Raw genomic sequence first — 22,241 nt, 5'->3', positions numbered from 1 at the left:
CTCCTGTTTGAGGCGCCCTCAGGCGGCCTTCTTGTCGGTGCGCTGGTCGCGGTAGGCGGCGACCCAGGCGTAGGCGTGGGCGTCGTCGCCGATCTCGCCGGGCGCGAGGTTCATGTACTGCAGCGCGCCGCCCAGGTTCGGCGGCTGGATGTGTCCGGCGAGGAAGCGGTCCACCAGCGTGAGGTGGTCGCGGTAGCGCACCGGGTCCTGCTGGAACACCCAGCGGTCGATCTCGCTGTTGAAGTGGTAGGTGCGACCCTTGTAGTCGAGCGGGTAGTCCTTGACGTTCCAGCCCTTGCCCGGGATGGCGCAGATCGGGATCTGGCTCATGTTGCAGACGATGGGCAGCGTCTCGGGGTAGGTCAGCTCGGTGCGGCCGGCCACCAGGTTGTCGATGATCACGTCCCAGGCCTGGCCGAAGGTGTCGTTCCAGCCGGGGTACTTCTCTTCGAGCCAGTCGCGGCAGTCGGGCGTCATGCCGGCGGCCACGTTCCACCACAGCGTCGGGCGCCAGAACCAGATGCCCATCTGATAGGCGTGGTGCTGGTAGTCGAACTCGTTGATCATCTGGTCCCAGTACCAGGGCAGGTCCAGGCCCATGTCGATCAGCGTGCGCTCGAACTGGCCGACGATCCACTCGCGCATGAACTCCTTGAACGACTGCTTGCGGTGTTCCAGCGGCGTGGCGTAGTCCATGGCGGTGCCGGTGAGCAGGCTGAACAGCCGCCACGCGCGCGCGATCGCGATGTCCACCAGCTTCTGCGCCTCTTCCTTGCGACCGTTGGCGATCAGCACCTGCAGCGCCGGGCCGCCGATCTGCGCGTGGCGCGACTCGTCGGTCTGGATGCTGGAGATCAGGCTGGCAAAGGTGTAGTCGCCGGCCTCGGCCGCGTCGGCCGCCAGACCCAGGAACTGCATGTTGGTGAAGCCGGTCTCGAACGCGAAGGTCAGCATCACCGCGATGTCGGTGGCGCTGCGCGAGAGGAACAGGTCGTCGAAGGCGTGGCGTGCGGCGATCGCGCCCCACTCGTTGGTGTGGTACGCCTTGTGCGCCCAGTCGAACTGGCGGTCCTTGCTGCAGTAGCTGTGCGGGAAGTACAGCTGGATCTGGGCGTGGCGGTTCTCGTCCATCATGCCGAAGGTGGCCATGTTGCGCATGCCCGGCGCGCGGCCGAAGCGGGTCATGCGGGCCTCGGCGCTCATGGCGGCGTACTCGCCCAGAGCGATGGCGCCGTAGTGCGACTTGAGGATCGAGAGCCAGCCCGGGTCGGCGGTCTCGAACATGCGGCTGCGCTCCAGCGCGGCCTTGACCGAGTAGGCGCCGGCGTCCTTCTCGCGCTGGATCTTCACGTACTCCGGGTAGGAAGTCTTGTAGGGCTCGTCGTAGACCTCCCACTGCTCCATCGGCACGCCCATCGCGCCGGTCATGAGGTCGGGGAAGAGTTCGGCGTCGGTGACGTAGGACGGGGTCCAGTTCGTGCAGCGCGCGATGTCATACCACTCGCTGCGTTCCAGCAAAGCCATGGTGCTTGTCTCCTGTGATTGTTGAAGCGGATTGCCTCAATCACTGTAGGGAGCGCATGGCGCGCGCACCATTGGACTTTGGTTTATGCGGCGTCTAGGGAATTCCCTCGCCTGGGGGCGTCGGGCAGTTCGCCGAGGGCGGTGCGCAGGCGTTCGATCATGCCGATCAGCATCGGGACCGAGGTGGCCTGCATCTTCTCCATCAGGTTGTGGCGGTGCACCTTCACGGTGACCTCGCTGATGCCCATGCGGTCGGCGGTCTGCTTGTTGCGCAGGCCCTGGGTCAGCAGCGCCAGCACCTCCCGCTCGCGCGGGGTGAGCGCATCGAAGCGGTCCCGCAGCGCCTGGACCGAATCGCTCTCGTGCCGCGCCAGGCGCGAGCGTTCGAGCGAGGCCTCGATGGCGGCCAGCAGGTCTTCGTCGCGAAACGGCTTGGGCAGGAACTCCATCGCACCGGCCTTCATGGCCCGCACCGTCATCGGAATGTCGCCGTGCGCGGTGATGAATACGATGGGCAGCGGCTGCGGCGAGGCCATCAGCTGGCGCTGCAGCTCCAGGCCGCTGAGCCCCGGCATGCGCACGTCGAGCACCAGGCATTCCGGTTCCTGCCGCGCGCCCACGCGGTGGCACATGAACTCGACCGCCGAGGCATAGGTCTCCACCCGCAGGCCGGACGATCGCAGCAGGCTGCTGACGGCCTCGCGCATCGAGAGGTCGTCGTCCACCACGTGGACCATGGCGTCCCGCGGGCTCATCCGGTGTCCTCCTGGCTGGCCGCCGGCAGCATGAAGCTGAAGGTGGCACCCCCGTCGGCGTTGGGCGCGTACCAGAGACGGCCGCCGTGCGACTCGACGATGGACCGGCTGATCGCCAGCCCCATGCCCATGCCGTCGGCCTTGGTGGTCTGGAAGGCGTTGAACAGGGTCTCGCGCACGGCGGGGTCGACGCCGCTGCCGCTGTCCTGCACGTCCACCTGCACGCTGTGGTTGCCACTGTGCGTGGACAGCCGCAGCACCGGCGGGGACCCGGCGGTGGAGGTCATCGCCTCCAGTCCGTTCATCACGAGGTTGAGCAGCACCTGCTGCAGCTCCACCCGGTCGGCCATCACGCAGGGCGGCCCGTCGGCGCGCTGGTGCACCAGGCCGATGCGCCGGGTCTGCGCCTCCCCGCGCACCAGGTCCAGCACGTCGTGCACCACCTCGTCGATGTCCAGCGCGGTGAGCTGGGTCTCGCGGCGCCGCACGAAGCCGCGGATGCGGTGGATCACGTTGCCGGCCAGGTTCGCGTCGCGGACGATGCGGGTCACCGCGGCCCGGGCCTCGCCTTCGTTGGGCGGACTGGCCGCCAGCCAGCGCAGCGCGGCGTGGCCGTTGGCGACGATCGCCGCCAGCGGCTGGTTGACCTCGTGCGCGATCGAGGCGGTCATCTCGCCCAGGGTGCTCACGCGGGCCACCTGGGCCAGCTCGGACCGGGTGCGCAGCAGGTCCTGTTCGGCACGCCGCTGCTCGGTGATGTCCTGGGCCACCACCACCAGCAACTGCTCGGCGTCGATCTCGCCCGGCACCAGCGCCACGCTGGTGTTGGCCCACACCAGCGTGCCGTCCTGGCGCTGGAAGCGCCGCTGCACGTGGTACTCGTCGACCTCGCCGGCGATCAGCCGGTCGATGCGCCGCTGCGTCGGTGCGCGGTCTTCGACCGGGGTGAGCCGGGGCAGGGCGACCGCGCCGATGTCGGTGCTGCTGTAGCCCACCATCGTGCGAAAGGCCGGATTGGCGGCGCGGACCGCGCCGCCGGCACCCACCAGGGCGATGCCCACCGGCGAGTGTTCGTAGATGGTCCACCAGCGGTGCTCGGACGCCTGCAGCGCGCGGCGGCTCTCGATCAGGTGGCGGGTCAGTTCGGCCAGGTCGCTGCTCTGCGACAGCAGTTCGCGCTGCAGCTCGTCGCGCGCCTGCTTCACCGTCGCCAGGTTGCGCACGCGGGCGCGCAGCTCCTGCGCCGAGAAGGGCTTGGTCACGTAGTCCTGCACGGCGCCGGCCAGCAACTGGGCCCGCAGGGTGGCGTCGTCCTTGGCGGACAGCACCAGCACCGGCAGGTCGCGCAGTGCCGGGACGGTCCGCAGCGCGGTCACCAGCCGGTCACCCCCCAGGCGCGGCAGCATCAGGTCGGTGACCAGCAGGTCCGGCGGCGACGCGAGCACAGCATCCAGCGCCTGCTGGCCGTCGCTCGCCGCCTCGACCCGGAACTCCACCCGCAGGGCGTCGCAGATGAAGCGGCGCATCTCGGGGTTGTCCTCCACGACCAGCACACGCGGCGCGCCGGCGGGCGCAACGGCGGGCGCTGCGCTGTGCACCGGCCCGTCGAGCTCCGCCAGCGTGGTCTGTATCGGTGGTGGTGCCCAGCCGTCCCTGGCTGCCAGGGGTTCTTCGACGCAGCCGGTGCCCGGCGCGGGTTCCAGCGGCAGCTCGACCTGGAACAGGGCACCGCCGCCGGGCGCGTCGGTGACGATGAGCGTGCCGCCCATGAGCCCGGTGAACTCCCGGGCGATGGACAGTCCCAGCCCCGTGCCACCGTGGTTGCGGGTGGTGCCCGACTGGGCCTGGCGGAAGCGCTCGAAGATCAGTTGCCGGTGCTCGCGGGCGACACCCGGGCCCGAGTCCTGCACCGAGAGCAGGCAGCGCTGCGGGCCCAGCCGTTCCAGCGTGCAGCGCACCCGGCCGCCCGGCGGCGTGAACTTGAAGGCGTTGGACAGCAGGTTCTGCAGGATGCGCTCGGTCTTGTCCGCGTCCACGATGGCCGGCAGGCTTTCGGGAACGACGACGGTGTAGCGCACATCGTGCTGGGGCGCGACCGCATGGAACTGCTCGGCGTGTTCGCGCACCAGCGCGGCGAGGTCCACGCGCGTGCAGTGCAGGTCCATGCGCTGCGCGTCCAGCCGGGCCAGGTCGAGCAGGTCGTTCACGTGCTTGAGCAGCGACGCGGCGCTGCGCTGGACCACGCCCAGCTGCTGCCGCTGCGGGTCGGTCAGGTTGGCGGCCGAGCCGAGCAGGTCGCCCACCGGCCCGAGGATCAGCGCCAGCGGCGTGCGCAGCTCGTGGCTGACGTTGGCGAAGAAGTCGCTCTTGAGCTGGTCGAGCTGGCGGATGCGTTCGAGCAGGGTTTCCAGCTCGGCGTTCTTGCGCGCGATCTCGTCCTCGGCCCGCTTCTTGGCGGTGATGTTGCGGCCCTCGGCCAGCAGGAACGCGACCTGCCCGCTGGCGTCGCGCACCGGCAGCAGGGAGTAGTCGACCACGATGGTCTCGTCACCCGCCGCCTGTCCGTAGATCTCCATGTCGCAGCGGACGAACTCGCCGTTGCGCGCCCGGCGCACGAAGTCGCGCTGCAGTTCGGTGGTTTCGCGCGAGACCTGGAACCAGCGCGCTTCCCAGAACGGCTTGCCGCGGATGTCGGCCAGCGACACCCCGGCGCCTTCGAGCGCCGAGCGGTTGATTTCCAGCGTGCGTCCGTGGGCGTCCAGCAGGCCGACGAACTGGTACATCGAATCGAGAACGATGCGCGCCAGCTTCTCGCTCTGGACCTGCGGCGGGTCCGACGGCGAGAGCGCGACCGACCCGACCACATGCGGCCGGGCGTCTTCGAGCAGGTGATTCATCGGCAACCCCCGGCCCGCTCGGCGCGGACCCTAGCGCCCGAGGTCTTTCGCCGATACCCCGGCGATGCCCCAGTTCTCCTTGGGCATCTCGTGAATCCAGACGCGGATGCTTTCCTTCTTCGCGTCGGTGGCCTCGTGCAGCGCCTGGGTGACCTTCTCGATCACGGCCTTCTTCTGCTCGGGCGTGCGGCCTTCGAGCATGTAGATCTGTGCGAATGGCATGGTGTCTCCTCAGGCGGCGCGCCGCTGCTCGCGCGCATCGCGCGCGCGGGCCATGGTCATCGCGGTGTCTTCGATCATGTCTTCCTGGCCGCCGACCATCTTCTTGCGGCCCAGTTCGACCAGGATGTCGCGCGCCGACAGGCCGTACTTGACGGCGGCGCGCTTGGCGAACAGCAGGAAGCTGCCGTACACCCCGGCGTAGCCCAGCGTGAGCGCGTCGCGGTCGATGCGGATCGGGAAGTCCATGATCGGCGTGACCAGGTCTTCGGCCACATCCTGGATCTTCCAGACGTCGACGCCGGTGCTCACGCCCATGCGGTCGAGCACGGCGACCAGCACCTCCATCGGCGTGTTGCCCGCGCCCGCGCCCAGGCCGGCGGCGGCGGCGTCGATGCGGTTGGCGCCGCACTCGATGGCGGCGACCGAGTTGGCGATGCCCATGGCGAGGTTGTGGTGGCCGTGAAAGCCCAGCTCGGTTTCGGGCTTGAGCGCGTCGCGCACGGCCTGCAGGCGGGCCTTCACGTCACCGGGCAGCATGTAGCCGGCCGAGTCGGTGATGTAGATGCAGTTGGCGCCGTAGCCCTCCATCAGCTTGGCCTGTTTCACCAAGCCTTCGGGGCTGTTCATGTGGGCCATCATCAGGAAGCCGACCGTGTCCATGTCGAGCTGGCGCGCGTAGGTGATGTGCTGTTCGCTCACGTCAGCTTCGGTGCAGTGCGTGGCGACGCGGATGGTGTGCACGCCCAGGCCGTGCGCCATCTTGAGGTGGTCGACGGTGCCGATGCCGGGCAGCAGCAGGGCCGAGACCTTGGCCTGCTTCATCAGCGGGATCACGGTGCCCAGGTACTCCTCGTCGCTGTGGGCCGGGAAGCCGTAGTTGACGCTGGAGCCGCCCAGGCCGTCGCCGTGGGTCACCTCGATCAGCGGCACACCGGCGGCGTCGAGGCCGCAGGCGATGCTCTTCATCTGGTCGAGCGTCATCAGGTGGCGCTTGGGGTGCATCCCGTCGCGCAGGGTCATGTCGTGCAGGGTGATTTTTTTCGGGCTCATGGGGTGCTCCGGATCAGGCGGCGACCGGTTCGAGGACCAGTTCGCCTTTCAGGATTTCTTCGGCAAACATCTCGGCCGTGCGCGCGGCGGCGGCGGTCATGATGTCCAGGTTGCCGGCGTACTTGGGCAGGTAGTCGCCCAGGCCTTCGACCTCCATGTAGACCGAGACGCGGTTGCCGTCGAAGACGGGGCCGTTGACCAGCTGGTAGCCCGGCACGTACTTCTGCACTTCCTTGATCATGTCGTGCACGCTCTTGGTGATGGCGGCCTGGTCGGGTGTGCCTTCGGTCAGGCAGTGCACCGTGTCGCGCATGATCAGCGGCGGCTCGGCCGGGTTGATCACGATGATGGCCTTGCCCTTCTTCGCGCCACCGACCTTCTCGACCGCGCCGGCCGTGGTGCGGGTGAATTCGTCGATGTTCTTGCGGGTGCCGGGGCCGACCGATTTGGACGACACGGTGGCGACGATTTCGCCGTAGGCCACGGGCTGCACGCGGCTGACTGCGTAGACCATGGGAATCGTGGCCTGGCCGCCGCAGGTGACCATGTTCACGTTCATCTCGCGCTGGCCGACGTGCTGCTTGAGGTTGACCGGCGGCACGCAATAGGGGCCGATGGCGGCGGGCGTGAGGTCGATCATCATCGCGCCCTGTTCATTGACCTTGCGCGAGTTCTCGGCGTGCACGTAGGCGCTGGTGGCGTCGAACACGATCTGCACGCCGTCGGCCTTCATGTGCGGGATCAGGCCGTCCACGCCGTCGGCGGTGGTCTTGATGCCCATCTCCTTGGCGCGTTTGAGGCCGTCAGAGTTGGGGTCGATGCCCACCATCCACACGGGTTCGAGCACCGGGCTGCGCTGCAGCTTGGCCAGCAGGTCGGTGCCGATGTTGCCGGGCCCGATCAGGGCGCACTTGATCTTCTTGCTCATGGGTTTCCTTTTCTGAATCTCAAACGAAGCGCAGGCCTGTGCTGCCCATGCCCTGGACTTTCAAAGTCACAGAGTCGCCGGCCTGGACGGACACCGCTTCGGTGATGCCGCCGGACAGGATCAGCGTGCCGGCGGGGATCTCCTCGCCGCGCGCGCCCAGGTGGTTGGCCAGCATGGCGATCGCGGTGGCCGGGTGGCCGAGCACGGCGGCGCCGGCGCCGAAGGCCACGGGCAGGCCGTTCTTCTCCATCACGATGCCGACGGTGCGCAGGTCCTGGCCGTCGACCTTCATCGGCTGACCGCCGACCACGAAACGCGCGGCCGAGGTGTTGTCGGCGATCACGCTCTTGAGGTCGAACTTGAAGTCGCGGTAGCGGCTGTCGATCACCTCGATGCCGGGCAGCACGAAGTCGGTCGCGGCCAGCACGGTGCCCATGTGGCAGCCCGGGCCCTTGAGGGCGCGCTTGAGCACGAAGGCGATCTCGGGCTCGACCTTGGGGTGGATGAGCTCGCTGGTCTTCACCTCGCCGCCGTGCGGCACGGCGTAGTCCTCGGTCATGAAGCCGAACACGGGCGAGTTCACGCCCATCTGCTTCATCTTGGCGAACGAGGTCAGGCCGGCCTTCAGGCCCGCGAGCTTGAGGCCGCGCGCCTGCTTGCGCGCGAGGATCGTGGCCTGGATTGCGTAGGCGTCCTCCCAGTCCATGTCCGGGTGATCGTCGGTGATCTTGTGGGTGTCCCTGGCTTGCAGCTGGCAGTTCTCCAGGTGTTCGGCCAGGGCGGCGATGGTGGCTTTGTCGAGGGTCATGGTGAGGTGCTCCGCGGGGTCAGTTGAAGCGCACCGAGCACTCGCCCAGGCCGCCGATGGAGACGCGGAAGAAGTCGCCCTTCTGGGCCGGGAACATGGCGGCCAGCGCGCCCGAGAGGATCACGTCGCCGGCCTTGAGCGGAATGCCCAGGCGGCCCATGGTGTTGGCCAGCCAGGCCACCGAGTTCAGCGGCGAGCCCAGGGCCGCGGCGCCGGCGCCGGTGGCGACGACCTCGCCGTTTTTCTCCAGCACCATGCCGCAGGTCTGCAGGTCGATGGCCAGCGGGCTGACCGCGCGGTCGCCCAGCACGAACACGCCGCACGAGGCGTTGTCGGCGACGGTGTCGGTGATCTTGATCTTCCAGTCGCGGATGCGCGAGTCGACGATCTCGAAGCAGGGCATCACGCACTCGGTCGCGGCCAGCACGTCGGCCACGCCCACGCCCGGCCCCATCAGGTCGCGCTTCAGGAGAAAGGCGATCTCGCCCTCGGCCTTGGGCTGGATCAGCGTCGAGATGTCGATCGATTCGCCCTGGTTGACGATCATGGCGTCGGTCAGCCAGCCGAAGTCCGGCTGGTGCACGCCGAGCATGTTCATCACGGCGGCCGAGGTCACGCCGATCTTCTTGCCGACGATGCGCTCGCCGTCCTGCTGGCGGCGCAGCAGCATGCGCTGCTGGATGGCGTAGGCCTGCTCGATGGTGATGTCGGGGTAGCGGTTGGACAGCGGGTCGACGACCTGCTGCGTGCGCAGCGCGGTGTACAGCTCGTCGCCAAGGGAGTCGATGGAGATCATGGTGTCGTAGCGTTAGGGAGAAGTCTTGTTGGCCTGGGCATCTGCCTCGGCCAGGAAGTTCGCGACCAGCTGCGCGAAGCGCGCGGCGTGTTCGATCTGTGTCCAGTGGCCGCAGTGGCCGAAGACGTGCAACTGGCTGTTGGGAATCCACTGGCTCAACGTGAGCGAGTTCTGCAGCGGGATCACCTGGTCCTCGCGGCCGTGCACGATCAGGGTCTCGTGCGGCAGCGCGCGGATGGCGGATTCCGGGCTGGCCATGGCGTCGACCCAGCGCTGGCGCGGGGCCGGGAACATGGCCGAGAAGGACTCCTGGAAACCGGGGCGGATGCTGGCCTGGTAACGCAGCTCGGCCAATTCGTCGGTCACGAGCGCCCGGCTGTAGGCGAAGATGTCCAGCAGCTTCTGCATGGTCGCGAGCGAGGGCTCGTAACCCCACACCGCGTCCAGGCCTGGCGTGATCGGGAAGCTCACACCGACCGAGCCCATGAGCACCAGGCGGCGCACGCGATGCGGCGCGCGGATCGCCAGCGCCAGCGAGAGCGCACCGCCGAAGCTGTTGCCGACCACGTCGGCCTGTTCGACGCCCATCGCGTCCATGACATCGAGCGCCTGCTGCACCCAGGTGTCCATGTTGTAGGCAATGTCTGCGGGCCGGTCGGTGTAGCCGAAGCCCACCATGTCGGGCGCGATCACGCGGCGATCGTTCGCGATGACCGGCATGGCGAGGCGCCAGTTGGCCCAGGCGCTCACACCCGGGCCGGACCCGTGGATGAACAGCACCGGCGGCTGGCCCGGCTTAGAGCTGCCGAGGTCGTGCACGTTCGAGTTGAACGCGCCGGTGCGGACGCTGCGGGCGATCTCTGGGTTGTGTGGCGCGTTCACAGCTTCACCATCACGTTGCGCAGCTCGGTGTAGAACTCGAGCGAATGCACACCGCCCTCGCGGCCGATGCCCGAGGCCTTGGCGCCACCGAAGGCGGTGCGCAGGTCGCGCAGGAACCAGCTGTTGATCCAGCACAGGCCGACCTCGATGGCGGCGGCCATGCGGTGGGCCTTGCCCAGGTCTTGCGTCCAGACGGTGGTGGCCAGGCCGTAGTCGGTGGCGTTGGCCAGTGCGACGGCTTCTTCTTCGGTGTCGAAGGGCGCGATGTGGCAGCAGGGGCCAAAGATCTCTTCGCGGATCACGCTGGCGCTCTCGGGCAGGCCGGTCCAGATGGTGGGCTGGACGAAGTGGCCGTTGGCGTACTCGCCGTCCATGCTCGGCACGCCGCCGCCGGTGACGACGGTCGCGCCCTCGGCCTTGGCCTTGGCGTAGTAGCCCAGCACCTTCTGTTTGTGTTCGGCCGAGATCAGCGGGCCGATGCCCACGCCCGGCATGTCCGGGCCGCCGACCTTCAGCGCTTCGGCTTTCTCTTTCAGCGCGGCGACGAACTTGTCGAAGATCGGGCGCTGCACATAGACGCGCTCGGTGCCCAGGCAGACCTGGCCGCAGTTTTCGAAGGCGCTGCGCGTGATGCCGGCAATGGCTTTGTCGAAGTCGGCGTCGGCGAACACGATGCCGGCGTTCTTGCCGCCGAGTTCAAAGCTGACCGGGCGCACGCCCTTGGCGGCGGCGGCCATGATGGCCTCGCCGGTGCGGGTCTCGCCGGTGAAGGTGATGCCGTTGACGCCGGGGTGCTTGGTGATGAACTCGCCGGCCGAGCCGGGGCCGAAGCCGTGCAGCACCTGGTACACGCCCTTGGGCACGCCGACCGCGTTCATCACCTCGCCCAGCAGGGTGGCGGTGGCGGGCGTTTCTTCCGAGGGTTTGACGATCACGGTGTTGCCGCAGGCCAGGGCCGGGCCGACCTTCCAGGTCATCAGCAGCAGCGGCAGGTTCCAGGGGCAGATCACGCCGACGACACCCAGGGGAGTGCGCACGCCGTAGCTGATGGCCGTGCCGCCGTCGGGCGTGGTCATCTGGAAGCTCTCGGTCGGCACGTTCTTGACGATGTCGGCGAAGACCTTGAAGTTGGCCGCGCCGCGCGGGATGTCGATGTGCGAGGCGAGCGAGCGCGGCTTGCCGGTATCGGCCAGTTCGGCGGCGAGGAAGTCGTCGAAGCGGCGGTTGATCTCGTCGGCCACCGCGTGCAGCAGCTCGGAGCGCTTGACCACGCTCATCGTGCCCCACTCACCCTTGAGCGCGGCGCGGCCCGCGGCCACGGCCGCGTCGACCTCGGCCTGGCCGGCCTCGTGCACCTGGCCGATCACGGCGTTGGTGGCGGGCGCGCGCTTTTCGAAGGTCTTGGCGGTGGCGACGAATTCGCCGTTGATGAAGTTCAGGAACTGTTTCATGGTGCGTGAGTGAGATGAAAAATCAGTCGAGGCCCAGGGCCTTAAGGCCAGCGCGGGCGCAGGCCTCGTCCTGCTCGGCCGAGCCGCCGGAGACGCCGATGCCGCCGATGCGCTGGCCGTCGGCCACGATGGGCAGGCCGCCGCCGAACAGCACCAGCCGCTGGCGATGGTTCAGGCCGATGCGCAGCAACTCGTCGTCGCCGATCACGCCGCCCCATTTCGAAGTGGGAAAGCCAAAGCTGGCGGCCGTGTAGGCCTTGTCGATCGCGATGTCGATCGAATGCAGAAACGCATGGGGCATGCGCAGAAACGCGGTCAGCGTGCCCGAGGCATCGGTGACGGCCACGTTGATGCGAATGCCCGATGCCTCCGCATGCGCCACCGCCGCCTGGCAAGCCAGCGAAGCGGCCGAGGTGGTGATGACGGAAGAAGGAACAGAGAGAACGGATGACATGACGAGAAGACGAGGTGTTGGCGTGAAGTGACTTCCATCCAGGGGCATCGAGGGTCCGGCTCCGCCGGCCCAAGATGCCGTCCCCCCTCCCAGCGCCGCAGGCGCGCCAGAGAGGGGGGAAGCCGCGTCAGCGGCGCAGGGGGGAGATCAGGTGTACACGTCCGTGAAGGACGGCACAGCTTCACCGGTGTGATAGAAGATCCCGGTCCACAGCTTGTCCTCGGTCCAGGTGGTCACCGGCCGGTCGCGCTGGGCCAGGTAGCCCAGGCCGGCGAAGGTCTCGTTGCGGTTGCCGCTGGGGTCGAAGAAATAGATCGTCTCGCCGCGCGTGATGCCGTGGCGGGTCGGGGCGACGTCGATCTTGGTCTTGTTCTTGGCCATCACGTCGGCGGCCTTGAGCACGTCGTTCCACGAGTCCAGGAAGAAGGCGATGTGGTGCAGACCGCTCTTGGCGCCGCCGACGAAGGCGATGTCGTGCGGTGTCGTGGTGCGGGCCATCCAGGTGGCGGCCTGCATGTTGCCTTCGGGGCCGACCAGGACCTGTTCGGTCAGGAAGAAGTCCAGTGCCTCGGTCATGAAGCGGGTGTTGTCGGCGACGGTATTGATGCCCTCGGGCGGGTTCATCTCGCACATCAGCAGCAGGTGGTCCAGCCAGTGGGCGCCAGCGCCCTTGAGACCGTCCGGCCACGGGTCGGGGTTGGTGGTGCCGACCTCGGTGCCCACGTACTCCTTCATCGCGTACAGGCGCATTTCATGGCCGCTGGGCAGGTTGAACTGCAGCATGCGGCCGGTGGAGGGCAGGGTGCCTTCGGGCAGCACCGTGGTCTTCACGCCCCAGGCCTCGATCCGCTTCTGCAGCTCGTCGATGTCGCTGTCGTTCTCGACCTTGTAGGCCACGTGGTTGAGGCCGGCCTGGTCCGAGGGGGTCAGGATCAGCGAGTACTTGTCCCACTCGTCCCAGCACTTGAAGTAGACGTTGCCGGCCTTGTCCTTCATCGTCATCTTGAGGCCGAGCACGTTCTCGTAGTGCTTCACGGCCGCGTCCATGTCCATCACTTTCAGGCTCGCGTGCCCGATGCGCATCACACCCATGTCTTGTCTCCTTCGGTTGGTTACTGCTGCTGAATCGAAGGGCTGGCAGTCGCAGACTCTGCGCGCCCCTTGGAAAACGGTTTGTTCAGCTTGCCGGCGACCTCGAGGTTCACCGGCGTCTGGGGCGCCACGCGGCAGGCCAGCGTGTAGCCCTGCTGTTCTTCGTCGACGGTCACGTGGGCCCGGCTGATCGGTCCCAGTGCCTTGATGTCTCCGTCAAGGATGCGCACCTTGCAGACCCCGCAGCCGCCGTTGACGCAGCCGACGGGAATGCCCTTGCGGCCCAGTCTCACCATGCCGGTGAGCAGGCTTTCGTTGGCGGCGCAGGGAAAGGTTTCGTCGGTCTGCGCGACGTGCACGGCGAACTTGGGTCGGGTGTCAAAGATCGACATGGCGGTCACACACGCTGAAAGAGAGGGCTGCGCGTGGCCTGGGTGTCGGCCGCCGAGAGGAACTTCTCGGTGTAGATGTCGCGCTCGAACAGGCGGCCTTGCATCAGGGTCGTGATGCACGCTTCGATCATGGGAGGCGGTCCGCACAGGTAGGCCTTGTGGCCCGCGAAGCTGCCGCCGAAGTGGGCCTTGGCGGCTTCGTGCACGAAGCCGCGCGCACCGTCCCAGTCGGAGCCCTCGGGCTCGTCGGACAGGCTTGGCACGTAGCTGAAGTTCGGGTGCTGCGCTGCGAGCGCGCGGAACTCGGCGTCGTAGTACAGCTCGGCGCGCGAGCGCTGCCCGTAGACCAGGGTGATCGGTGCGGTGCAGCCGGCGGCCAGCAGGTCGCCGATCATCGCGCGCGGGCTCGACAGACCCGAACCACCCGCCATGAAAACCATCGGCAGCGACGAGGACTTGCGCACGAAGAAGCGACCGTACGGTCCGCTCAGGTGCAGCCGGTCGCCTGCCTTGGCCTGCTCGTGCAGCCAGCCGGTACCGCGGCCGCCGGGGACGCGCCGCACATTGATCTCGATGCTCTGCGTGGCAGCCACATCGGCCGGCGCGTTGGCGATCGAAAAGGCGCGGCTCTCTCCCAGGCCAGGGATCTCCAGCTGGATGTATTGCCCCGCCTGAAAGTGCAGGGACTTGTCCAGTGTCAGATGGAAGGCCTTGATGGTGGGCGTGAGGTCTTCGATCCGTTCGATCGTGGCGGCGAAGTCGCGCACCGGGATGATCTCGGCGTCGGGTTCTTCCTCGATGTCGGCCTCGATGGTGGTGTCGGCTTGCAGCGTGGCGCAGCAGGCCAGGGTCTTGCCTTCGTCGCGTTCGAAGTCCATCAGCGCGAACGGGTTGGCCGCGCCATGGTCGACCTCGCCATCGCAGACCTGCACCTTGCACGAACCGCACAGCCCGTGCCCGCAGGCGTGCGGCAGGTAGATGCCCTGCCGCAGCGCTGCGTCCAGCACCGTCTGGCCTTCTTCGACCTCGATGGTCGCACCCAGCGGTTCGATCGTCAGTTGGTAGCTCATGAACGGATCAGCTGAACGAACCCTTGATGCCCGTGAGGCCGGGGGTGCGGAAGCGGATCGCGTCCTTGTGCACCAGACCGTTCTCGGCCAGTGACTTGGCCGGATCGGGTGTCCAGGGCTTGCCCGACTTGAGCCACTCGACCTGGCTCCAGTCGATCTTCGCGAAGTCGGGGTGGTAGCCGTAGATGCCCGGCAGCACGGCCGCCGACAGCGCGCCGAACGGCGTATCTGGCGGGAGCGGCAGGCAGAAGGGCGCGCAGAACATCAGGTGGTCTTCCCAGCCGATGTAGATCAGCGGCGCGGGGAAGTTCTCGCGCACGTCCTTCATCGGGAAGTCGTAGGGGGCTGCTGCAACGACGCTCATTTCGTCTCTCCCTTCCAGGCGGCAAAGTTCTTCTGGTCTTCCGAGCCGTTGAAGTCGAAGTTGTCGCGGCCCACGTTCATCTCGTAGTAGTCGAGCACCGCCAGCAGCGGGTCGAAGCCCTCCTTGGTCGGGTCGGTGCCCGGCTTGAAGCAGTGGCCCTGGTAGATCTGGTGCACCGGCAGCCAGCTCTGCACGTACTTCTGCGGCTCGTCGTCGAAGATGTGCTTGCAGTGGTCGGAACAGAAGTGGTACTTGTTGCCGAAGTAGTCCGACTCGCGGTAGGCGATCTTGCTGGCGTCGCCTTCTTCGGTGAACAGCATCGGGATCTGGCAGGTCGTGCACAGCATCGGCAGCGTCATGTTGTAGAAGCGCTTGCCTTCGGCGGCCTGGTCGCGCCAGAACTCCCAGCGCGGGCGGTAGTACTTGTCGAAGGTCTCGGGGTACTTCTCGCTGAGCCAGTCGAGCTCTTCCTTCTCCGGCACCCAGGTGTGGAAGGGCGCGGCGCCGTTGTAGTTGTAGAAGGTGGCCCAGGCCTGGTGGCTGATGTGGTCCTTGCCTTCGCAGGCCTGCTTCCAGCCGGCCGGTTCGCGGATGCCGTAGCGCGCCAGGTCGCGGAACAGGGCGCCGCCGTTTTCTTCGGCGTACATCTCCCAGGCTTCCTTCCAGCTCATCACGCGCTTGGGCAGCATGTAGTCCTGCATCATCGCGACGATGGTCAGCAGGCGGTAGCCGCGCCAGAACCACTTGTCGATCCACTTCTGCACGATCGGGACGTTGTCCGGGTCCTGCTCCAGCATGAACTTGATGCACTCGATGCCCAGGGTCATGTGGCGGCTCTCGTCGCTCTGCGCCGAGAAGCCGAAGGTCACGGTGGACATGTCGCCGTTGTGTGCCGCGCCGCTCATGAACGGCACGAACAGCAGGTTGGTCAGGACGTATTCGAACGAGAAGCTGACGGCGGTCAGGAACTCGAACGGGCCGCCGGTGCAGGCGTCTTCGAAGAAGGACTTCGGCACCGACAGGTACCACACGCGGTCGAACCAGTGGTTCGAGTGGTGCATGCCGTTGAAGTACTTGTTGTAGTGCGAGATCGCGTGCGTCTCGGTCTGGTAGTGGCGCAGTTCGTCGATCGACTGCATCTGCGCCGCGACCCGCGCGCCCTCGCCGGTGAACTGGCGGCCCACGTGCGCGAAGCCGCGGTGTGCGTAGTACTCCAGTGGCGTCACGCCCTGGATGAACAGCTTGAGCGCGTTGATGTAGCGCGCGTCGCTCACGCCGAGCTGGCCGTTGTTCTGTGCGAAGGCCTCGATCACGGCGTAGAGCTTCTTCTCCTTCTCGCCCTGGTATTTCCAGTAGGCCTCCATCGTGAGGCGGAACGGGTCCTGCCACTTGTCCCAGTCGTGGATCTTGATGCCCTCGTACTTGTCGTACGGGAACACTTTGTCCATCGGCTGGTAGCTGGTCTCCCAGCCCAGGCCGCGCGTCATGGCGGCGTAACGTTCCTTCAGGCCGAGCTTCTTGCCCGCAACTCTGGTGTCCATGTGTGTCTCCTTCTGCTTGGTGTTCAGTGCTTCCAGCTCAGGGTGAGCTGGTCGTCGTCTTCGTCGATGTGGCCCGAGAGGGTGACGAGGTTGACGTGGATCTGCTGCAGGTCGAAGGGCCGGCCGGTGATGCCTTCGATGGTTTCGCGGCGGATCGTCAGGCGGTCCGGCGCGTTGATCTTGACCAGCCCGGTCGGGTGGCTCAGGACCGCGTTGGGGTTGTCGGCCACGATGGCGTCGATCACCGGCCGCGATTCCTCGTTGTGCTGGAAGGCGATGAATACGTTGGACATGGCGGCTCCGATCAGGCGGTGATGCCGGCCTTGGCCAGGCGGGACTGCAGTTGCACGCGGGCGTCGCTGAGCACGGTCTCGCCGGTCTCGCCCATCGCCAGCTGGGCGATCGGCGACAGCGCGGCCTGTGCGCGGTCCATCCACTGGCCGGCCCAGTCGGCCAGCAGGCGGCGGTTGGCGTCCGACTCGGCGCCAGCGGCCTTGATGACCGCGTCGATCCAGCGCGCGCTCTCGTCGTGCCACTCGGGCATGAAGCTGGTCAGCATCGCGACCGCGGTGCCGCCTTGCAGCGCGACGTGGTCGTCCACGAAGCCGCCATAGATCAGCGGATACAGCAGGCCGTCGAGCGCGAAGTTCTGCGCCACGAACAGCTCGAACGGATCGCTGACCACGAAGCTGTCTTCCACCAGACGGCGCAGGCCCTGCCACTCGGGCGCTTCGAGCCATCGCTGCTTGCCAGCGTCGAGCGATGCGGCGTCGCCCAGCGTCAGGCCCAGGCGGGTGAGGTACTGCGCCACGCCCAGGTTGTCCATCGCGTGAAACATGGCTGGCGCGGTGAAGGCGGTGCCGTAGCCGTAGGCGCAGATGGACGCGTTGTTCATGTTGGCGCCCCAGGCCGCGTGGCGCAGCGGCATCAGCACGTCCAGCGCCTTCTCGCGCAGTGCGTCGGAGATCTTGGAGACCATGCCGCGCTGTTCGACGAACTGGAAGTTGGCCTCGATCGCGTCCTGCTGGCGCGCACGGGTCATGGTCCAGGTCGCGTAGTAGAACTGGCGCGGGTCGCGCAGCACGTACCAGTCGGCCAGCACGATCTTGCTGCGCGCGGCGTCAAACAGTTCGTGGCCCGGGTCCCAGGTCGGCCGGTAATGGAAATTGGCCATCGGCTGCGCGCCGAAGGTGGCTTCCTGGTAACGGCTGGCGGTCTTGTCGCCGCCGATGTATTGCGCCACGTGGGCATAGGTCTGGCGCAGCGGCGTGATCTCCCGCGCCTGCAGGTCGATGTTCATCGGTGCTTGTCTCCGTTGGAATGGTGGTGGAACGGCTCTCGGGAACTCAGGTGTCCAGCCGCTGCACCTTGTTGTCGGTGCAGAAGGCCTCGAACGCGGCGGCCGGCAGCATCAGCTCGACCGCCAGCTCAGGCCAGCCGATCGAGAACTCGAAGCTCACCAGACCGTCGGCGCGGCGCTCGGTCACCCGCACGAAACGCTTGGACGTGTCGCAGGCGGGCAGGGTCTGGTCGGCGGGCTGGTTCATGGCGGTCGGGGCGTTGTCGGACACGTCCCCTTTCGCAGGCAGCGTGCCAGCAGATCGCGGATTGGCCGAAAATCTCGATATTTCAGGGAAATCCCTGATCAATTGGCCGATGTGCAGCGCAGCATCCGGATCGGTACTGAGGCTTCGATAGCCTGTTTCATCAAAAACCAGCCGCTGTTTCGCGGACAAACTCACGAATTGGTGAGCCTCCGGTCGACCGGTTTGCTCAAATGATCAATCGGCGGTCCGATGCGCATGGCTTGCGGATTCCTGGGCACTTCACCGAAAATATCGAGATTCCAGGCGCCGCAGAGCGCCCACCACCGGAGACACGTTTGGACCCCTCCCTGACCTACCCCCCCGACGCCGATCTGCGGCGCCTGCTGCGCTTCGAGCCCGACAGCGGCGCGATCTGGCTGGGCGAGCGCCGCATGGTGCTGCTGCACACGGCGGCGCTCACGGCACTGCGTCACGACCTGATCACCTCGGTCGGCAAGGAACAGGCGCGGCGGCTGCTGACCCGCATGGGTTACGCCTGCGGGCTGCACGACGCCGGTTTTGCGGCCAAGACCCGGGGATCCAAGACGCTGGAAGACATGTTCCTCGTCGGTCCGCAACTGCACATGCTCGAAGGCGCTGCGCGTGTGACACCGGTCCGGCTGGAGATGGACGCCGCCGCCGGCCACTTCGACGGCGAGTTCCGCTGGGACGATTCCTGGGAGGCGCATGCGCACCGCCTGAAATACGGGGTGGTCGACGAACCGGCCTGCTGGACCCTGCTGGGTTACGCCAGCGGGTACACCAGCGCGTTCATGGGTCGCCTGATCCTGTTCAAGGAAACGCAGTGCGCCGCGTGCGGCGCCGACCACTGCCTGATCCAGGGCCGGCCGATCGAAGAATGGCCCGACGGCGACGCGCACCGGCAGTACTTCGAGGACGACTCGCTGCTGGAGAAGATGGCGGCGCTGAGTCAGCAGGTCGAAGCGCTCAAGAGCAGTCTGGAGCCGGCCGAGTCGGGCGGCATGCTGGTCGGCACGTCGCCGGGCTTTCAGCGCGCGCACGACCTGATGCGCCGCGCCGCCAGCACCCAGGTCACGGTGTTGCTGACCGGCGAGACGGGTGTGGGCAAGGAACGCTTCGCGCGCGCGCTGCACGCGCACTCGGAGCGGGCCGCCGGGCCGTTCGTGGCGGTCAACTGCGCGGCGCTGCCGGCCGAGCTGATCGAGGCCGAACTGTTCGGTGTGGAAAAAGGTGCCTTCACTGGCGCCCACGCCGCGCGGGCCGGCCGCTTCGAGCGCGCCGAAGGCGGCACCCTGTTTCTCGACGAAGTGGGTGACCTGCCGATGCCGGCGCAGGCCAAGTTGCTGCGGGTGCTGCAGGAGGGCGAGATCGAGCGCCTGGGCAGCGAGAGCACGCGCAAGGTCAATGTGCGCCTGGTGGCGGCGACCAACGTCAACCTGGAGACCGCGGTGGCGCGCGGCCAGTTCCGCCGCGACCTTTTCTACCGCCTGAACGTCTACCCGATCTGCATCCCGCCGCTGCGCGAACGCCAGTCGGACATCGAGCCGCTGGCGGGCCACCTGCTGGCGCGCTTCTCCGCGCTGCACCACAAGCGGCTGGACGGGTTCAGCGACCGCGCGCTGCAGGCGCTGGTGAAGCACGACTGGCCGGGCAACGTGCGCGAACTGGAGAACCTGGTCGAGCGGGGCGTGATCCTGGCGGCGCAGGGTGGCGTGATCGAGGCCGAGCACCTGTTTCCCAACCAGCCCGACGTGGCCCACGACGGCCTGGACCCGCAGGGTCACCTGGCGCGCCGTGCGCCGCAGGACGAAGAGCTGCTGTGCGAGCGCGTGCTCGACAGCGGCATGCCGATCGAATCGCTCGAAGCCCGCGTGCTTGCGCTGGCGGTCGAGCGCAGCCGCGGCAACCTTTCGGGCGCGGCGCGGCTGCTGGGCCTGACCCGGGCGCAGCTGGCCTACCGGCTCAAGCGCGAACAAGCCACCGACACCGACTGATATGACCCCCACGCTCGCCACTCCGTGTGCTTCGCTGCCCCCCGAGGGGGCTGCCGTCGCCTTGGGGCGGCCCTGCGCCGACTGATATGACCCCCACGCCCGCCACTCCGTGTGCTTCGCTGCCCCTCGAGGGGGCCGCCGTCGCCTTGGGGCGGCCCTGCGCCGACTGATATGACCCCCACGCTCGCCACTCCGTGTGCTTCGCTGCCCCCCGAGGGGGTTGCCGTCGCCTTGGGGCGGCCCTGCGCCGACTGAAGGGACGCCATGCTGCAAGACCTGCTCCAACCCGGCCACGCCGCCGGTCCTGCGCCGCGCAGCGAAGAGCCCGAGCCGCGCACCCTCACCGAGCGCGCCTACCGCGGCCTGCGCCACGACATCGTCTGCGGCCGGCTCGAACCCGGCCAGCGCTTGCGTGTCGAGCACCTCAAGGACGACTATGGCGTCGGCGCCGGCACGCTGCGCGAAGCGCTGGCGCTGCTGGTGTCCGATGCGCTGGTCACGGTCGAAGGGCAGCGGGGCTACCGCGTCAGCGCCATCTCGCTGGACGACCTGCGCGACCTGACCGACACCCGCGTGCGGCTGGAGACCGAGGCGCTGCGCCAGTCAATCCGGCAGGGGGATGCGGCCTGGGAGGCGTCGGTGCGCGAAAGCTTTGCGGGCCTGAGCGTGGCCGAGTCCGGCGGCGCGGGGCGCGACCCCGAGCATTGGGAACGCGCCAACCGGCGCTTCCACGAGGCGCTGATCGCCGGATACAGCTCGCCCTGGACGCGGCACCTGCTGGACATCCTCTACCGCCACGGCGAGCGTTACCGGCATGTCGCGATCCGGCTCGGCGCGACGCCCGGCTTCGACCGCGACGTGCACGCCGAACACGAGGGCATCTTCGCCGCGGCGCTGGCGCGGCAGGAGGCGCGCGCCGCGCTGGCGCTGGAGGCCCACATCCGGCTCACCTGCGACATCCTGACCCGGTACGCCGAGGGCCGGTGACTGTGTTTCCGTGCGGTAAAGTGGCTTGTCTTTGATACGGGTGGGGGTATCATGAAATCCTCTCCAACCGAAAGCCTCTGATGCCGTCTCTTCGCCGCTCCGCTTCGCTCGCCCTCTGTCTGATCGCCAGCTCCCTCACCACGGCCGTGTGGTCCGCCGACCCGGTCACCGATGCCGTTCAAAAGGCGTATGCCCCCTATCGGGCGGCACTGTTCAAGACCAATTCGGGCCAGGCTGCCGAGTCGGCCGAGGCGCTCAAGCAGGCGCAGCAGGCCTGGGGGCAGGTGACCCAGCTGGTGAAGTCCCAGCCCACGGTGCCCTATGCCAACGACGCGCTGATGGCGAAGACGCTGACGGGCGTCGACGGGTACTACGCCACCGCTGCGCAGCAGGTGGCCGCCGGCAAACTGTCCGAGGCACACGCCACGCTGGAGTCGGTGCGTGACCTGCTGAGCGAGCTGCGCCGCCAGAACCAGGTGATCGTCTACAGCGACCACATGAACGCGTACCACGCGCAGATGGAGCACCTGCTGGACGAAGGGCCGAAGTGGCTCAAGGCCGCAGACGGCTCGCCCAAGCTGGCCGCGCAGGCCGGCGTGCTGGGCTACCTGTCCGAGCGGCTCTCGTCCGAGGCGCCCGCAGCGGTCCAGGCTTCGCCCGAATTCAAGGAACTGCTGGGAGCGGTGACGCGTTCGGTGGCGGCCTTGAACGCCGCGGTGGCCTCCGGTGACAAGGCGCAGATCGAGAAGGCGATCGGCCAGGTCAAGGCGCCCTACAGCAAGCTGTTCATCAAGTTCGGCTGATCCCGCGCGCCGGCCAGGTCAGCCGCCCAGGGCCGGGAACAGCTTGACCAGGCCGGCGGCCATCACCTCGACCGCCAGAGCCGCCAGGATCAGGCCCATCAGCCGCGTCATCACGTTGATGCCCGTCTGCCCCAGAAAGCGCGCAATCGGCTTGGCCGCCGCGAAGCACACGGCGGTGGCCAGAGCGATCACTACGCCGTAGCCCACCAGGGCCGCGTGCTGGAAGAAGGTCTTGGCCTGGTCGGCGTAGATCACCACCGTGGACATGGTGGCCGGGCCGGTCAGCAGCGGAATCGTCAGCGGCACGACCGCAATCGAGGCCTTGGTCGCCGCGTCGTCGACCTCGCCCTGCGTCGCCTTGGCCTCGGCCGGCTGCGCGTTCAGCATCGACAGCGCCGAGGTCAGCAGCAGCATGCCGCCGCCGACCTGGAAACTCGCCAGCGAAATGCTGAAAAACTCCAGGATCTGCAGGCCGATCACCGCACAGATGGCGATCACCGCGAAGGCGCTGAACGACGAGATCAGGATGGTGCGCTTGCGCTGCGCCGAGCTGAAGCCTTGCGTGTAGTGGATGAAAAAGGGAACGATGGCCAGCGGGTTGACGATGGCCAGCAGCGTGATCAGGGGCTTGAAATCCATCCCGCTATTGTGCGGTCGGTCGGT

The 22,241-nt window shown here is 67.6% G+C and carries 23 protein-coding genes; 3 read left to right on the top strand and 20 right to left on the bottom strand.

Annotated elements, in window-relative coordinates:
• Positions 1-18 precede the first annotated feature (18 nt).
• The 19 genes from ACLIJ1_RS15535 to ACLIJ1_RS15445 all read right to left on the bottom strand — a co-directional run bounded on the left by ACLIJ1_RS15535 (position 19) and on the right by ACLIJ1_RS15445 (position 17,773).
• The gene (locus ACLIJ1_RS15535; protein WP_411366444.1) at positions 19-1,524 is read right to left on the bottom strand and encodes a toluene monooxygenase; all 1,506 of its coding nucleotides are present in this window, start codon (positions 1,522-1,524) and stop codon (positions 19-21) included.
• Between the two features lie 83 nt (positions 1,525-1,607).
• Positions 1,608-2,279 (bottom strand): response regulator transcription factor, encoded by a 672-nt coding sequence (locus ACLIJ1_RS15530; RefSeq protein ID WP_411366443.1) that lies wholly within the window; start codon positions 2,277-2,279, stop codon positions 1,608-1,610.
• Positions 2,276-5,176: an ATP-binding protein gene (locus ACLIJ1_RS15525; protein ID WP_411366442.1), complete on the bottom strand. Its 2,901-nt coding sequence runs from the start codon at positions 5,174-5,176 to the stop codon at positions 2,276-2,278. The genes ACLIJ1_RS15530 and ACLIJ1_RS15525 overlap by 4 nt, the downstream gene beginning before the upstream one ends.
• Positions 5,177-5,206: 30 nt before the next feature.
• A complete protein-coding gene (locus ACLIJ1_RS15520) occupies positions 5,207-5,398 on the bottom strand; it encodes a 2-hydroxymuconate tautomerase (protein ID WP_411366441.1) in 192 nt (63 codons plus the stop codon).
• Positions 5,399-5,407: 9 nt separating this feature from the next.
• Positions 5,408-6,448 carry a 4-hydroxy-2-oxovalerate aldolase gene (dmpG, locus tag ACLIJ1_RS15515; RefSeq protein WP_411366440.1) on the bottom strand — a complete coding sequence of 347 codons (1,041 nt, stop codon included), beginning with the start codon at positions 6,446-6,448 and terminating at the stop codon, positions 5,408-5,410.
• Positions 6,449-6,461: 13 nt separating this feature from the next.
• Positions 6,462-7,376 carry an acetaldehyde dehydrogenase (acetylating) gene (locus ACLIJ1_RS15510; protein WP_411366439.1) on the bottom strand — a complete coding sequence of 305 codons (915 nt, stop codon included), beginning with the start codon at positions 7,374-7,376 and terminating at the stop codon, positions 6,462-6,464.
• A 19-nt stretch (positions 7,377-7,395) separates the two neighbouring features.
• Positions 7,396-8,184, bottom strand: a complete 789-nt coding sequence (dmpH, locus tag ACLIJ1_RS15505; protein WP_411366438.1) for a 2-oxo-3-hexenedioate decarboxylase — start codon at positions 8,182-8,184, stop codon at positions 7,396-7,398.
• A gap of 19 nt (positions 8,185-8,203) precedes the next feature.
• Complete coding sequence (gene dmpE, locus ACLIJ1_RS15500) at positions 8,204-8,980, bottom strand: 2-oxopent-4-enoate hydratase (RefSeq protein ID WP_411366437.1); 777 nt, start codon at positions 8,978-8,980, stop codon at positions 8,204-8,206.
• Positions 8,981-8,992: 12 nt separating this feature from the next.
• Positions 8,993-9,862 carry an alpha/beta fold hydrolase gene (locus ACLIJ1_RS15495; protein WP_411366436.1) on the bottom strand — a complete coding sequence of 290 codons (870 nt, stop codon included), beginning with the start codon at positions 9,860-9,862 and terminating at the stop codon, positions 8,993-8,995.
• Positions 9,859-11,313, bottom strand: coding sequence for a 2-hydroxymuconic semialdehyde dehydrogenase (locus ACLIJ1_RS15490; protein ID WP_411366435.1), 1,455 nt, complete (start codon positions 11,311-11,313; stop codon positions 9,859-9,861). The genes ACLIJ1_RS15495 and ACLIJ1_RS15490 overlap by 4 nt, the downstream gene beginning before the upstream one ends.
• A gap of 22 nt (positions 11,314-11,335) precedes the next feature.
• Complete coding sequence (locus ACLIJ1_RS15485; RefSeq protein ID WP_411366434.1) at positions 11,336-11,767, bottom strand: GlcG/HbpS family heme-binding protein; 432 nt, start codon at positions 11,765-11,767, stop codon at positions 11,336-11,338.
• A 147-nt stretch (positions 11,768-11,914) separates the two neighbouring features.
• Entirely contained in the window at positions 11,915-12,859 is a 945-nt protein-coding gene (locus ACLIJ1_RS15480; protein WP_411366433.1) for a catechol 2,3-dioxygenase, read from the bottom strand.
• 20 nt (positions 12,860-12,879) lie between these two features.
• Positions 12,880-13,251, bottom strand: a complete 372-nt coding sequence (locus ACLIJ1_RS15475) for a 2Fe-2S iron-sulfur cluster binding domain-containing protein (RefSeq protein ID WP_411366432.1) — start codon at positions 13,249-13,251, stop codon at positions 12,880-12,882.
• Between the two features lie 5 nt (positions 13,252-13,256).
• On the bottom strand, positions 13,257-14,321 hold the full coding sequence (locus ACLIJ1_RS15470) for an NADH:ubiquinone reductase (Na(+)-transporting) subunit F (protein WP_411366431.1): 1,065 nt from the start codon (positions 14,319-14,321) through the stop codon (positions 13,257-13,259).
• 7 nt (positions 14,322-14,328) lie between these two features.
• On the bottom strand, positions 14,329-14,685 hold the full coding sequence (locus ACLIJ1_RS15465) for a phenol hydroxylase subunit P4 (protein WP_411366430.1): 357 nt from the start codon (positions 14,683-14,685) through the stop codon (positions 14,329-14,331).
• Positions 14,682-16,226 carry an aromatic/alkene/methane monooxygenase hydroxylase/oxygenase subunit alpha gene (locus tag ACLIJ1_RS15460; protein WP_411366429.1) on the bottom strand — a complete coding sequence of 515 codons (1,545 nt, stop codon included), beginning with the start codon at positions 16,224-16,226 and terminating at the stop codon, positions 14,682-14,684. The genes ACLIJ1_RS15465 and ACLIJ1_RS15460 overlap by 4 nt, the downstream gene beginning before the upstream one ends.
• 23 nt (positions 16,227-16,249) lie before the next feature.
• A complete protein-coding gene (locus tag ACLIJ1_RS15455; protein WP_411366428.1) occupies positions 16,250-16,519 on the bottom strand; it encodes an MmoB/DmpM family protein in 270 nt (89 codons plus the stop codon).
• A gap of 11 nt (positions 16,520-16,530) precedes the next feature.
• Positions 16,531-17,526: an aromatic/alkene monooxygenase hydroxylase subunit beta gene (locus tag ACLIJ1_RS15450; RefSeq protein ID WP_411366427.1), complete on the bottom strand. Its 996-nt coding sequence runs from the start codon at positions 17,524-17,526 to the stop codon at positions 16,531-16,533.
• A 46-nt stretch (positions 17,527-17,572) separates the two neighbouring features.
• A complete protein-coding gene (locus ACLIJ1_RS15445) occupies positions 17,573-17,773 on the bottom strand; it encodes a phenol hydroxylase subunit (protein WP_411367021.1) in 201 nt (66 codons plus the stop codon).
• Between the two features lie 335 nt (positions 17,774-18,108).
• Here ACLIJ1_RS15445 and ACLIJ1_RS15440 point away from each other — a divergent pair, with 335 nt between their 5' ends.
• The 3 genes from ACLIJ1_RS15440 to ACLIJ1_RS15430 all read left to right on the top strand — a co-directional run bounded on the left by ACLIJ1_RS15440 (position 18,109) and on the right by ACLIJ1_RS15430 (position 21,578).
• On the top strand, positions 18,109-19,788 hold the full coding sequence (locus ACLIJ1_RS15440; protein WP_411366426.1) for a sigma 54-interacting transcriptional regulator: 1,680 nt from the start codon (positions 18,109-18,111) through the stop codon (positions 19,786-19,788).
• A 264-nt stretch (positions 19,789-20,052) separates the two neighbouring features.
• Complete coding sequence (locus ACLIJ1_RS15435; RefSeq protein ID WP_411366425.1) at positions 20,053-20,775, top strand: GntR family transcriptional regulator; 723 nt, start codon at positions 20,053-20,055, stop codon at positions 20,773-20,775.
• Between the two features lie 80 nt (positions 20,776-20,855).
• Positions 20,856-21,578, top strand: coding sequence for a hypothetical protein (locus ACLIJ1_RS15430; RefSeq protein WP_411366424.1), 723 nt, complete (start codon positions 20,856-20,858; stop codon positions 21,576-21,578).
• 18 nt (positions 21,579-21,596) lie between these two features.
• Here ACLIJ1_RS15430 and ACLIJ1_RS15425 read toward each other — a convergent pair whose 3' ends face one another.
• Positions 21,597-22,217 carry a MarC family protein gene (locus ACLIJ1_RS15425; RefSeq protein ID WP_411366423.1) on the bottom strand — a complete coding sequence of 207 codons (621 nt, stop codon included), beginning with the start codon at positions 22,215-22,217 and terminating at the stop codon, positions 21,597-21,599.
• Between the last annotated feature and the right edge of the window lie 24 nt (positions 22,218-22,241).

The sequence above is a fragment of the Hydrogenophaga sp. RWCD_12 genome, assembly GCF_046604225.1.
Classification (GTDB): Bacteria; Pseudomonadota; Gammaproteobacteria; order Burkholderiales; family Burkholderiaceae_C; genus Hydrogenophaga.
The sequence above is the reverse complement of the archived record's forward strand: the minus strand, read 5'-3'. Positions and strand labels throughout refer to the sequence as shown.